The 12686-nt window shown below is 27.3% G+C and carries 13 protein-coding genes and 1 rRNA gene; 5 read left to right on the top strand and 9 right to left on the bottom strand.

All coding sequences use genetic code 11. The features are described from left to right. Positions 1-62 precede the first annotated feature (62 nt). The 3 genes from rrf (at position 63) to h2es_RS06535 (ending at position 1009) form a co-directional block, all read left to right on the top strand. Positions 63-177 (top strand): 5S ribosomal RNA (gene rrf, locus h2es_RS06545). A gap of 44 nt (positions 178-221) precedes the next feature. Then, positions 222-554: a hypothetical protein gene (locus tag h2es_RS06540; protein WP_154512479.1), complete on the top strand. Its 333-nt coding sequence runs from the start codon at positions 222-224 to the stop codon at positions 552-554. Positions 555-583: 29 nt separating this feature from the next. Then, complete coding sequence (locus tag h2es_RS06535) at positions 584-1009, top strand: GNAT family N-acetyltransferase (protein ID WP_154512477.1); 426 nt, start codon at positions 584-586, stop codon at positions 1007-1009. Between the two features lie 167 nt (positions 1010-1176). Here the strand turns inward: h2es_RS06535 and h2es_RS06530 are convergent, their stop codons facing one another. Then, on the bottom strand, positions 1177-1773 hold the full coding sequence (locus h2es_RS06530) for a hypothetical protein (RefSeq protein WP_154512475.1): 597 nt from the start codon (positions 1771-1773) through the stop codon (positions 1177-1179). Between the two features lie 680 nt (positions 1774-2453). Between h2es_RS06530 and h2es_RS06525 the strand changes: the two genes are divergently transcribed. Then, positions 2454-3113 carry a hypothetical protein gene (locus h2es_RS06525; RefSeq protein WP_154512473.1) on the top strand — a complete coding sequence of 220 codons (660 nt, stop codon included), beginning with the start codon at positions 2454-2456 and terminating at the stop codon, positions 3111-3113. Positions 3114-3250: 137 nt separating this feature from the next. On the opposite strand, the gene h2es_RS06520 is transcribed toward h2es_RS06525, so the two are convergent. From h2es_RS06520 to xseB, 8 genes are all read right to left on the bottom strand, one after another. After that, positions 3251-3985 carry a pseudouridine synthase gene (locus tag h2es_RS06520; RefSeq protein WP_154512471.1) on the bottom strand — a complete coding sequence of 245 codons (735 nt, stop codon included), beginning with the start codon at positions 3983-3985 and terminating at the stop codon, positions 3251-3253. Positions 3986-4045: 60 nt separating this feature from the next. Continuing rightward, positions 4046-4519, bottom strand: coding sequence for a peptidoglycan-associated lipoprotein Pal (gene pal, locus h2es_RS06515; protein WP_126045023.1), 474 nt, complete (start codon positions 4517-4519; stop codon positions 4046-4048). A gap of 135 nt (positions 4520-4654) precedes the next feature. After that, positions 4655-5842 (bottom strand): EAL domain-containing protein, encoded by a 1188-nt coding sequence (locus tag h2es_RS06510; protein ID WP_154512469.1) that lies wholly within the window; start codon positions 5840-5842, stop codon positions 4655-4657. A 36-nt stretch (positions 5843-5878) separates the two neighbouring features. Next, positions 5879-6694 carry a division plane positioning ATPase MipZ gene (locus tag h2es_RS06505; protein WP_126045020.1) on the bottom strand — a complete coding sequence of 272 codons (816 nt, stop codon included), beginning with the start codon at positions 6692-6694 and terminating at the stop codon, positions 5879-5881. 3 nt (positions 6695-6697) lie between these two features. Beyond that, a complete protein-coding gene (hisS, locus tag h2es_RS06500) occupies positions 6698-7951 on the bottom strand; it encodes a histidine--tRNA ligase (protein ID WP_154512467.1) in 1254 nt (417 codons plus the stop codon). 137 nt (positions 7952-8088) lie between these two features. After that, positions 8089-9750 carry an HlyD family type I secretion periplasmic adaptor subunit gene (locus h2es_RS06495; RefSeq protein ID WP_154512465.1) on the bottom strand — a complete coding sequence of 554 codons (1662 nt, stop codon included), beginning with the start codon at positions 9748-9750 and terminating at the stop codon, positions 8089-8091. Positions 9751-9765: 15 nt separating this feature from the next. Further along, the gene (locus tag h2es_RS06490) at positions 9766-11490 is read right to left on the bottom strand and encodes a type I secretion system permease/ATPase (protein ID WP_154512463.1); all 1725 of its coding nucleotides are present in this window, start codon (positions 11488-11490) and stop codon (positions 9766-9768) included. 89 nt (positions 11491-11579) lie between these two features. Next, positions 11580-11813: an exodeoxyribonuclease VII small subunit gene (xseB, locus tag h2es_RS06485; RefSeq protein WP_126045267.1), complete on the bottom strand. Its 234-nt coding sequence runs from the start codon at positions 11811-11813 to the stop codon at positions 11580-11582. A gap of 69 nt (positions 11814-11882) precedes the next feature. Here xseB and h2es_RS06480 point away from each other — a divergent pair, with 69 nt between their 5' ends. Continuing rightward, positions 11883-12167 (top strand): NADH dehydrogenase ubiquinone Fe-S protein 4, encoded by a 285-nt coding sequence (locus h2es_RS06480; RefSeq protein WP_154512461.1) that lies wholly within the window; start codon positions 11883-11885, stop codon positions 12165-12167. Positions 12168-12686 lie beyond the last annotated feature (519 nt).

The raw sequence follows: 12686 nt of genomic DNA, 5'->3' as shown, positions 1-12686 counted from the left end.
TTTTTGTTTACCTAGGGTATAGAAAAAAACAATATCTTATTATAAAAAGCCTAGTTTATTGGTGTGGCAGCCATAGAGAAGATGAAACACTTGATACCATTCCGAACTCATAAGTGAAAAGCTTCATCGCCGATGGTACTTTGTCTTAAGGCATGGGAGAGTAGGTCGTTGCCATTCCTATAAACTAGGCTTTTTTAACTAAATAAATATTTATTTTTAAAATGAATAAGTTAGTATTACAAATTTATGCTTCAATAATTTGTGCTGTTTCGATACTCTTTTTAGCTATATACTTATATAGTATGACGTTAGCTACAATTAGTTTGATACTTCCAAAGTACTTTAATGTTGTAAGTATTGATAAATTTAGTAATGACAAAGAAAATATTAAAAAAACTTCAAATTATAAGACTGAATTTGAAAAAAATGCATCTCTTCAAAATATTAAGTATCAGAATATTCAGGATATTACTAAATTATTAATTGTTATATTTATTGTTTCTATAATATTATTCATTCATTGGAAGGTATTGTTTGATAAATTTAATAAATAATAATAAATTCACAGGAAGAAAATTATAATATGTCTGATTTATTAGTAGAATACCTTAATTATGTACCTTCTGATTTAAAAAATATATGTCATCAATGGATGATTGAATACGAAACAAATCATGCTGTTAAGTGTAATTATAAAAAATTTTCTATTATTGCAAAATCTAGTGATGAAGAAATTATAGGAATGTTATTAGGATATACTGCATTTGAAGAAATTTATATTGAAGATATATGTGTGAAATCTGGACATCGTAATAAAGGTATCGGTACTATATTATTAAAAAATGTTGAAAAGAGGTTTGTTAACAGAGGATATAATAATATTAATTTAGTAACAAGTTCATTTCAAGCAGTTGAATTTTATAAAAAATGTGGTTTTAAAATAGAATTCATACGCGAAAACAAACAAAATCCAAAATTTACAAAAACTTTTTTTATTAAATATATTTGAATTTTCTTAAAATAACTAGAACTGCAGTTAAGGATTAATGAACAAATTTTTATCAATAGCAGATTTATCTGATCTAAGTTGATAATTTATTAACCCAGCTAAAAGATGAGAGGAAGTATTTATAGGAGGCTTGTGCTTTGCTATGAGTCATTGGTAGGATTGCATACTTAGTTTAATAGAGAGAATTTATCATCTTTTATCAGCTCATCTAAACTTTTTTCTGCATTATCAAAAATATTATCAAAATTAGACAATACTAGTTTGCCAAGCTCTTCATTATTTTTGATATCTATAGGCTTATAGTAATTACTTGTATCATACTTTGCTTTAAAACCTTCTTCACCTCTATAAATTCTGTGTATATATTCATCTGAAAATAATTTAGAGATATGATTTAAAGATAGCAAAATACTTTTCCTAAATACTTCACGCTTTTCCAAAAGTTCTGATAATATTTTTAATGCATTGTATGAAAATTTATATTTTTTCAGTGTATCTCGCATATATATATGACTGTCCATAATATCAGATAATGGAGTGTATATAAAATCTGCATGATCAACGTCTAGACGAATATAATAATATTTATAATCTTTTATAACATAATGCTCATTTCCTATATGAACATCAGAATCCTGAAATAATAAACTTGCTAAACCTTCTTTTTCAGCATTGAATACATTCTCATGATACTTTCCAATATTAGAATGAATATAATCAACACCCCATCCATTTCCTGTAATCCCAGATGCTAAATGAGGCAAATATTTAGCATCTTCTAGATCAATTTCTTCAAGTGCTGAATAAAATTTAGTAGTATTTAGTTTATCATCTTTTGCAATTCCAACCTCAGGAATAAACTCTTTGCCAAAGACATATCCTAAATAATAAATTAGCTATTATTAAATTTATCAATTGATTTGGAAACATTGCTTTTACATAGTACACTGTTTGCGATTTTTTATAATTTGCAATAAATTTAATAGAACTAAAGTGATTTTTATTAATACTATTAAAGCTACTTAACTCATAAATATCTATATCAAAGTAAATTTCTATCATATTCTATACACTTATATAAGAAGAAAGAATTAAAGTCAAATTATGGTTGCTGCAATATTCTTAAGCTTTTGTCATGAAAATTTTGCAAACGAATTTAAAGAAATATAAATCAGTAAAGAAATATATATAAAAGATTATTTGAAAAGTGAATTAACGAAAATTAATTAAAAGTAAATTATGGAAAAATTGAAGAATTTATTAAAAATAATGGCATATTTGAAAGTACTAAACTGTAATTAAATTGAGAAAAAAGTTGCAATTGGCAGAAGGAAATATACATTATAAAATATAAGAAAGTAAAATTTACTCATTTAGTTAGGACTAAAGATTTAATTTATAATCATTAATTTTCTTGTATTAATTTAATATTACTTATAAATAAATGTTGGAAGAATTAAAAAAATTTTTAAATACCAAAGCTGGTTACAAAATTAAGCTATCATTAGCTATAATTTTCTTTGTTAAAGTTATAATGTATATAGCTGCAATTGTATCAATTCCAATATATTTATATTTTATCAAGTCTATTTTTAAGTTTTCACAAAATGATAATTTTTATGAATCACTTGCTTCGTTAATTATGAGATTTTTTTCTGAAGATGGTTATCATTTAAAAACAGATTTAGCAGTGAGCTTACTATATATATGGTGGATTCTTATAGCTTTAATAGTGATAGTATGTGTGTACATAATACATGTTTTAGTTACTTTTTATGTATTTAGAAAAGTTAATGCATATTATACCCCTAAGATGTTTTACTTAGAATGTTCAAAAGGTTGGAAAGGGGAATTAAAATTTATAGCTGCTTGGGTTATGTTATATGGGTTATTAAGCTTCTGTACCAGGCGTGTATTAGGTTTTCCTGATAGTTTAACTAATATATTAAATATATTTTTATATCAACCATTAATATTTTACTTTTTGCTTTCCAAAAAAGTCTTTGGCAATAAAATAAAGGAAAAAAATAAAAAAACAGAAAAGTCAAAAAATACCTCTAATGATAAATTTGAAGAGAAGTTTAAAATTTCTAGCAATCAATAATATTATATAACAGAGAAATATAACTGTATATAATTACTCAATCATTATGTATAGATTAAGATTGACAACTATAAAAATTATATTAAGTAACTTAAGTGAATCTTTATAGTTAAAATTTTCAGACTGCTTTTGATTATCTAATTCTTTTGTAACTCTGTTTCTTGTTTATACAATTTAGCAAATTCTTTATATTCAATCTCTATGAGGCTTTTAGCTATCATATTTTTTGATGAAAAATTACCGTAATCAGTTCTTATTAGCCTGTTAACCTGTAAATTGAAGTGTGCAAAAACTTTTCTAATTTCATTATTCTTTCCTTCATATAATTTAATTCTATACCAAGTGTTAGAATTTTGTTTTTTATAAACCTCAACAAAAATAGGGCCATATTGAATATTATCTATTTTTATGCCTAATAATAACTCTTGAATCATATTTTTTGGCATGATTCCATATGCTTTGCATAAATAAATTCTTTTTAATTTAGTTGCTGGTAATTCTAATTTTCTTGCTAAGTCACCGTTGTTAGTTAATAAAATTAATCCTTCAGTATTATAATCTAATCTACCAACTGAAATAACTCTTCCAATATTTTTTGGCAGAATTTCAAATAATGTTGTTCTACCGAAGTTATCTTTATGACTTGTGATCACTCTTTTTGGTTTAAAATATTTCCATAAGCGTATTTTTGAAGGCTTAGATACAATAACATCATCTACATGTATAACATCTTCATCATTTACAAAATATATAGGTGAGTCTAATACGTGATTGTTTACTTTTACTCTATTTTTTGCAATTAATAATTCAGCATCCCTTCTAGAGCAAATACCATAATGAGAAAGCGCTTTAGTAATCCTAATTTGCGACATTTTAATAAAAAAACTTGAATATATTCACATATATTCAAGTTTATAAAAATTATAAAAAAGTTATCTAATAACAGTAACAGCTCTTCTATTTTGTCTGTAAGCTTCTTCAGTATCACCTATTACTGCTGGTCTTTCTTTACCAAAACTTATTACAATTAGTCTATCTGGATTAATACCATGATTTACTAAGTATTTCTTAACACTATTTGCACGTCTTTCACCAAGTGCTAAGTTATACTCAACAGTACCTCTTTTGTCACAAAAACCTTCAATAACAAATTTTAGGTGAGACTTTTCTTTCATAAACTCAACTTGTCTATCAAGAATAGTTTTTGCGCTATCTGATAATTCTGAATTATCATATGCAAAAAATACTTTATCACCTACCTTTTTGTCTAGTTCTTCAAAAGTGGAATTTGGTATTGAATCTAAAGTACTGCTATTTACGTCACTTGCTGATTGATGTGATTTGTTTTTACAACCAACTCCTGTAAGTAGGGCCATACTGCAAATAGTTAGTAATATTTTTTTCATTAGGTCTCCTTGTCTTTATATTATTTATACTCTCTGTAACACTCTAATATGTTTTATATGCTTGGTCAAATATATTTAGATTATAATTAATGACATTTTTATTTATAAAATTTTTTTATAGGTAGTAAATTTTGTTTATGAAAATAAATAACCTTGCAAGTATTCAACACCTATGTCAGCTAAATATCTTGCAGCTTTTTCGTTTTCCACATGTTCAGCAATAATCTCTAAATTTTGATTTTTGGCTAGCTTAATAAGCGTTTCTATAAATATTACATTATCTCTATTATCTGGCAAATCTTTTATATAATCTTCTCCTATTTTAATACTATCAACCTTCATATTTTTAAGTTGAGCGAAAGAACTATATCCTGAACCAAAATCATCTATAGAAATTTTACATCCAAGTTTTCTTAGCATATCAATGAAAAAATTTGCAGCTTTTAAATTTTTTATTACAGATGTTTCAGTAATTTCAACTACTAGTCGGTGATGAAAATCTTTTTTGTAAAATAATTGCTGAGCCAGTTCCATCCAATCATAATCAGTAATAGTTGCACCAGATATATTAATGTGAAGAATTAAATTTTTATCCTCCTCTAATAATTTCAAAACACTAGTTAATGTAAACTGATCAATAAAACTGACTAAGCCATATTGCTCAGCAGCTTGAATATATGAAGATCCAGATAATCTTAATCCCTTTTCGTCTACTAACCGCAAAAGACATTCATAAAATAGATATTTTCTAGTTTTACTGTCCACAATAGGCTGAAAATCAAATTCTAGCTTTCTATTTTCATATGCTTCTAAGTAATTAGCTATTAAGTCAGTATTGTTAATATGTTTTTGAATTGTATTAAGTGATGTTCTATAAAAACTGTATATTTTTTTTTCACTACTACACTCAAATAATGCAGTTTGAGCTTGGCTATGTGTAATACTTATATCTTTTGAATTTGTGTGTTCTGCTAATCCTACCCTGGTCAAAAAAAACACATTTTGCATTTTTAAAAAGTTATCTCTTTTATTTATAAAGGTTATGATATTTTCTATAACACTTATAGTTAACTTCAAATTTTCATCAATAATAACAAAAATGAATGAGTTATAACTAATTTTTTCTAAAAAATACTCACCTTTAGCATGAAATTTGAATGCTTTACTTATTACACGATCTATAACATTGCAAATTTCTGAGCCATTATTCTGTTCTATAATACAAAGATTTTCAATTGATATAATACCTACATAAAATGAACATTTATCATTTAATTTGCAAAAAATATCAACTTTATTTAATGTCCTATTAGAAACATTCACCAATTCTATTCAGATTATGTATTTACATTAAATATTCTATATTTTTTTATTAATTGCATCAAGATTTAATGAATATAAAAATTCCCTCAACTCTTGTCTTGCAGATATTACAGAAGTATTTAGTTTAATTAAATGCTTACAATTTTTTGCATCTAATAATGTTAGACCATTAAGAAATAATTCTTTAAACACAACTCTATCTCCTAATCCAGGCGACACATTGAATCCTAATTTTTTGCCAAGATAAGTAATTGCTTCTCCTACATTTTGTTTATTTTTAACATTTGTAGAGGAAAGTCTATTTCTAACAACAACCCAATCTATTTCCATTTTTTTCTTAAGTGCTTTTAATTTTTTTTGCTCCCATACCATAGCACTATAAATGCCTGGTATAGCTTTGCTATAATTAGTTGGATCTATTTTACCTAATAAATCAACATCAATAAAACTATCATTAATTGGTGTTACTATAGTATTTGCAATATAATGTGCATGTCTATTTAAGAGATTATCATTTCCTGGCGTATCAATTATTATAAAATCAAATTTGTTAATTAATTTATCTATTAAATTATTAAAATCGCCAATATCATCAGATGTAAATTCAACTGTTTGCAAATTATTAACACTCTTATTAAGTTTAAAGTGTATAGGTAAACTTAATTTGATACCTTGAGAATCAAGAGTTCTTTTCCTATTTTCTATATATCTTGTTAAAGATGCCTGTCTTAAATCTATATCTAATGTGGCTACTTTATAGCCTAAGTTTAATAACGAAATAATTAAATGCATTGCGGTAGTTGTTTTACCAGAGCCACCTTTCTCATTTCCAAAAACAATTATATGTGTCATATATTATTTTATACTCTTCTTTATATAATTTAAAAGCTGTTCTTTATTCATTACTTCTTCAACGCCAGAATTCAAATTTTTCAATATAAATGTTTTATTTTGCAACTCATTATCACCATAGATAATCGCAAAATCTACATTTAATTTATTAGCTTTTTGCATTCTCTTTTTTAATGAAATTTCATAATCAACTAAAGTTATAATATTCTCACTTCTAAAATCATCTGAAATTTTTAAACTTTTACTCTCTGCAAATTCTCCAATAGGTATTAAGTAAAGCGGTTTTTTATCTTGTAATTCGTTTGATGATATAGATAATAATTCCATCAATCTCTCGATTCCACCAGCAAAACCTGAAGCAGGAGTTTCTTTGCCTCCCATTGTAGATATTAAAGAATCATATCTGCCTCCTGCAATTACAGTTCCTTGACTTCCTAAATCTTCAGTCATAAATTCAAATACAAAACCAGAGTAATAATCCATACCTCTCACTAATCTTTTCTCATGTTCAAATTCAATATCCAAGTCTTGTAAATTTAGCATTATTTTTTCGAAGGTAGATTTTGAATTATTATCTATAAAATTATATAAATTTGGAGCATCACCAAGTAACATTCTCTCCTTTTCATTTTTTGTATCTAAAATTCGAAGTGGATTTTTTTCTAATCTTATTAAACTAATATCAGATAAATCATTTCTATATTTCAATAGATAGCTTTTTAAGGCCTCTTTATATTTATTTCTGCAATCAAAATTACCCAAGGTATTAATTTTTAATTTAATTTTATCAAGAATTTTTAAAGAATTTAGTATATCATAAGCAAGATTTATTAACTCAACATCAACTTTCAAACTATCTGAACCAATATACTCAAAATTTATTTGATGAAATTGTCTTAATCTACATTTTTGAGGTCTTTCATGCCTGAATAATGGGCCATAGCTAAATAAACGTAGTGGCAAAGATTGAAGCATTCCATTTGATATAATAGATCTAACTATAGCTGCAGTAAACTCTGGCCTTAAGGTAATGTTAGTTTTATCACGATCTAAAAAATGGTATGTTTCCTTATTAACTATGTCTGATGTTTCTCCGAGAGTCCTATGAAAAACCTCACTATTCTCCATTATAGGAGTTACAATTTCATCAAAACAATATAGCTCTGCAAATTGTTTTGCATAACTAACTACATGATTAAATCGATCTATATCTTGATCATATAAATCTGCTGTCCCTCTAATTCTTTGTAATTTCATGTTAATTTGATATCATCAATATGATTTTTAGTATTACCCTATATCTTAAAAAAGTGCAAAAGTCATGTTTTTGCTAAATTACTTGTTTTTAATCATACCAATACCTCTATCATAAATAAGAATTTCAAAAAAAGGTACTATGGCTCTTTGAAAGCTCTATGGAAGCTATCCTTAATAGGTGAATATAAATATTCCGCAAAACTTCTGGATCCTTTAACAATAAACACTGTTACTGGCATGCCAGGAAACAACTTAACATCCATATTTATTTTAGCTAGCTCTTCAGGAGTTATTTCAATTTTAGCCTTATAATAACCAGCAGGTGTGTATTTTGGTACTCCAGGTGCTACCATGCCAGGCATCTCTTTATCAAATTTATCAGCTGAAATATAAATCACTTTTCCTTCAATTCTAGGAACAAGACGAGCCTTATAGGCATTCAATTGTATTCTAGCAATACTTCCTACAGTTATACTATCTATTTCACCAGAAGGTATGAAAGCTTCTATTACTTGATTATCATCTTGAGGTATAATTTCTACCAAAGGCTTATCATTTTGACGTATAGCAGAGCCTATAGTATGAATATTTAATCCTGTAATAATTCCAGCATTAGGGGCAGTGATTGTAGTTCTTTCATGAGCATCTTTAACATGAATGTATTGTGCTTCTAATTTCAGCAATTCAGTATGATTTTTCTTATATTCATCAGATAATCTAACATTTTGTTCTTCCATAAATTGCGCTTTTTTAGCTTCAATCTCTGCAATTCTATGTTGTGCTCCAGCTAATCTAGATTGTTCTTCAAGTTCTCTTCCTTTATATTCTTGCAACTGTACTTTTACTTGTGATAATCTTTCAGAAGTCTCTAATTGCTTCTCATATAACTTTTTTTTCCTATTATATTCTTTTTCTAGAGTGGTGATATTTTCTTTATAGGAATCAATCCTTTCTTTTGAAGCATTAATTTCAGCATGCACTTGCTCAATTTGTGCATTAAAAGATTTTACATTACTTTCAATAAATGATTTAAATGATTCAAACGAGTTTTTCTGTGCTTCAATTAATTTTAATACCCTTTCATTCTTAGTATCTAAATATTTATTATCAAAATTTACTTGCATACTTTTTATTTCATTTTGATTGCCATTTAGGTAATAAGAAATTATTTGTAAATTTTGAGACAATCTTTTTTCATCAACAATTGTATGCCTTAATTGCCATAAAACACTCTCAAGTTCAGCTTTAGCTTTATATTCATTAAGCACTATTAATGGTTGTCCTTTTTGAACTTCATCTCCATCCTTTATTAAAATTTTCTCTATAACCCCACCACTTTCATGAAAAATTTGCTTTCTATGGTCACTTAAAACCACATATCCTTCTGCAATGGATGCACTGTCAAGTGGAGCAAATCCACTCCATACTCCAAAAAATCCTAAGGTAATAGCAACTGCAATTAAGCCAAATTTTATTGGAAATTTAATTTGCTTTGATATTTCTTTTTCATTATTTTCTACATAATTAGATTTTTCTAATGTTATTCCAAATAAAAAATCTTTAGTCTCCATTAAAAATTTTTTAAAAGATTTTATATCTAATATTTTATAATCTTTATATTTTTCAACTAAATTTTCTTCAAATTCATCTTTTACAGATATAGTTTTCTTTTCTTCACCATCTTTAAAAGCCATATCATCCTTAGCTTTTGATTGCTTTTTTGCTGTATTGTCATCAGAAATAACTTCTATATCTTCTTGCTGTATAATTTTTGTTTCTTCTTTATTCTTTTTAACCATGTTAATCTCCTTAAATTATGCCCCAATACCAGCTTGAGTAATTGATTGAGCTTCTTTTAATTTAGCTAATACTTCTTTTTTAGGGCCAAATGATCCAACCATTCCATCTTTCATAACTAATATTTTATCAACTATACTAAGTATTGAAGTTTTATGTGATATGATGATTGTTGTTATTTCTTTTTCCTTAGCTACAGAAATTGCAGTCATCAGTGCTTCTTCACCTTGTGTATCTAAACTAGCATTTGGTTCATCTAATACAATAAATTTTGGTTCACCATAAAAAGTTCTAGCTAGGCCTATTCTCTGCTTTTGACCACCAGATAACATAGATCCATCAAGACCAACGCTTGAATCATAACCCTGTGGCAATTGTAATATCATATCATGCACTCCAGCAAGTTGTGCAGCTACTACAACATCTTCATAATGAGGATCACTATGCATTCTTGCTATGTTTTCTTTAACAGTACCTGAAAACAATTCAACATCTTGTGGCAAATAACCAACATGTGGGCCAAGTTCTTCTTTTTTCCAATCTTTCAAACTTGCACCATCAATCCTCACTGTCCCAATACTAGGATTAGCAATCCCAACAAGAAGTTTTGCAAGTGTTGTTTTGCCTGAAGCACTAGGTCCAATAATAGCAAGAACTTCTCCCTTCTTTAATGAAAAATTAATTCCCTTTAATATATGTTTAGGTACCCCTGGTGGTGCAAAATATACATTTTCTACATCAATTTCTCCTTCTGGATGAGGTAATGACATTTTATCACTATCATTTTTATATCTGGTGAATGATTTAGTCAGCCTTTCATATGATTTACGACAAGTAACAAAACCTTTCCATGAATTAATAGCTGCTTCAAATGGCGCAAGAGCCCTACCTACTAATGAGGAACTTGCAATTATTGTACCAGAAGTTATTTGACCTTGAATTACTAAATATGCACCTAAAGCTGTTACTGAAATCTGAATTACCAATCTGAAAAATTTTGTAATCTCCATGAAAATTGCTTGTCTCTTAGTGACTAAATTTTGTGTCTTTTGGACTTCTTGGTTCATTTTTTGCCAAGATGATATAATATTATCTTTCATGCCCATCACTTCGATAACCTCAGCATTCCTAGTTGATTGATCTACTTGCCTCATACTTTTTATGAAGTTTTCATTATTCATTTCAATTAAAGGTTTAGTTGATCTATCAGCTATAATTCCAAAAACTATAAGAACTGTGCCTGCAATTAATGCTAAAAATCCTATTGATGTGTGTAAAATAAATAATACGATAATAAAGATTATTGCCCATGGCATATCCATAATAGATATTAAGCCAGGACTCGTTAAAAATGTTTTTACAGTTTGCAAATCTCTTAGTTGTTGGCTATTTGCCATGGCTTTTGATTCTAAGGACAACTTAATTGAATTTGAGAATACAGTTTCAGATAATTTATTTTCTAGCCAACTTCCCATTTTATTCATCGCGAAAGCTCTAGCAGCTTGTATAATACCTAATAATGATAATGCTAATATTATCACGAGGGTTAGCATTAAAAGTGTATTTGTATTTTGACTACCTAAAACTCTATCCAATACCTGCATGGAAAATAGAGGTGTTGAAAGCATTAATAAATTAATCAAACATCCAAATAACAGCACAAATTTAATCATCACTTTACATGAAAGCAAAGCTTCTTTTAGAGGATTATTAGGGATTTCATTATTAAAATTATTTTGCATTTATTTACTCTGCTTATATACATTAATTAAACATATAGTGATTAAATTAATTAAAACAAGAATTTTTAAGTTAATTTTTAGTTAACATTTTAACCAATCTCAATGTTTTCAGTTTCAATTTTATCTTTATTTTTTATTATCTTAGTTATCTTTAATTTGGCATTTTCTAACTTATCTTTACAATGTTGTTGTAATTTAATTCCTTCAGAATAAAGATTTATAGCGTTTTCTAGTTCTACGTTGCCACTTTCTAGATCATTAATAATTTCTTCCAGCCTTTGCATGGATTGCTCAAACGTTAATTTAGATATATTATTGCTCATTACTTGAATAAGTTAATTAATTATATACTATATAGTTAGGATAACTTGAATTTCAATTTTATAAAACAAATGATTGTCAAAATATTTAAAGAATATAAAAATCCCACACAATCAGGCAAAGCAAATACTAATCATTGGACTATAGAATTCTTATCAAATGATGATAGGTTTCAAGAGCAAATTATGGGTTGGACAGGTAGCACTAATATGTACCCTAGTGAAGTTAAATTACAGTTTAAAAATAAAGAAGAAGCTATTAATTTTGCAAAGAAAAATAAATTAGAATTTTTTGTTCAAGACTTGAATAAGCAAAAATTTACTATAAAATCATATGTAAATAATTATTTATCCTAATCTTTCCATTTATTATTATCATTAACCAAAGCTGAAGATGAAAATTAAGTTGCAAGAGGCAAAAAAGCTATTGTATAGGTGCACTTAGTTAAAAATATAGTCATTGCGAGGATGCTCCTCAAGCATCCGTGGCAATCCAGGGAAGCTATCAACAAATGTATATGCGACAACAATTCTGGATCACCACAGTCGGAATTACATTCCTCCTTCGTGATGACAAAAATAAAAACGTCATTGCGAGGATACTCCTCAAGCATCCGTGGCAATCCAGATATATACTCTTCTTCATGATTATAAGATTTGCTGTAAATTTCTTATTTCTTATCTGCAGCTTGGGTTAAATTAAAGTTATTTAGCTATATATAATGGCTATAATAATTCAGCATAATGTGGTGTTTCATCATTTTGAGTTAGCATCTCTTCAGTACTATTATTTAAGTTTAGTGAGTGCATTGCTATTCCCATTCCTTTTGAATCGTTTATGTATAGCATTGGCAGTGTATCTTCTTGCTGGATGCT

Origin of the sequence: Rickettsiales endosymbiont of Trichoplax sp. H2, from assembly GCF_009690945.1 — a bacterium.
GTDB lineage: Bacteria > Pseudomonadota > Alphaproteobacteria > Rickettsiales > Midichloriaceae > Aquirickettsia > Aquirickettsia rohweri.
The sequence above is the reverse complement of the archived record's forward strand: the minus strand, read 5'-3'. Positions and strand labels throughout refer to the sequence as shown.

Bases quoted from the DNA above. Each gene is read 5' to 3' on its own strand.
- pal (WP_126045023.1), bottom strand. From the start codon at position 4,519: ATGAAAAAAATATTACTAACTATTTGCAGTATGGCCCTACTTACAGGA.
- hisS (WP_154512467.1), bottom strand. From the start codon at position 7,951: ATGAAATTACAAAGAATTAGAGGGACAGCAGATTTATATGATCAAGAT.
- h2es_RS06520 (WP_154512471.1), bottom strand. From the start codon at position 3,985: ATGTCGCAAATTAGGATTACTAAAGCGCTTTCTCATTATGGTATTTGC.
- h2es_RS06525 (WP_154512473.1), top strand. From the start codon at position 2,454: ATGTTGGAAGAATTAAAAAAATTTTTAAATACCAAAGCTGGTTACAAA.
- h2es_RS06505 (WP_126045020.1), bottom strand. From the start codon at position 6,694: ATGACACATATAATTGTTTTTGGAAATGAGAAAGGTGGCTCTGGTAAA.
- h2es_RS06535 (WP_154512477.1), top strand. From the start codon at position 584: ATGTCTGATTTATTAGTAGAATACCTTAATTATGTACCTTCTGATTTA.
- h2es_RS06490 (WP_154512463.1), bottom strand. From the start codon at position 11,490: ATGCAAAATAATTTTAATAATGAAATCCCTAATAATCCTCTAAAAGAA.
- xseB (WP_126045267.1), bottom strand. From the start codon at position 11,813: ATGAGCAATAATATATCTAAATTAACGTTTGAGCAATCCATGCAAAGG.
- h2es_RS06495 (WP_154512465.1), bottom strand. From the start codon at position 9,750: ATGGTTAAAAAGAATAAAGAAGAAACAAAAATTATACAGCAAGAAGAT.
- h2es_RS06480 (WP_154512461.1), top strand. From the start codon at position 11,883: ATGATTGTCAAAATATTTAAAGAATATAAAAATCCCACACAATCAGGC.
- h2es_RS06540 (WP_154512479.1), top strand. From the start codon at position 222: ATGAATAAGTTAGTATTACAAATTTATGCTTCAATAATTTGTGCTGTT.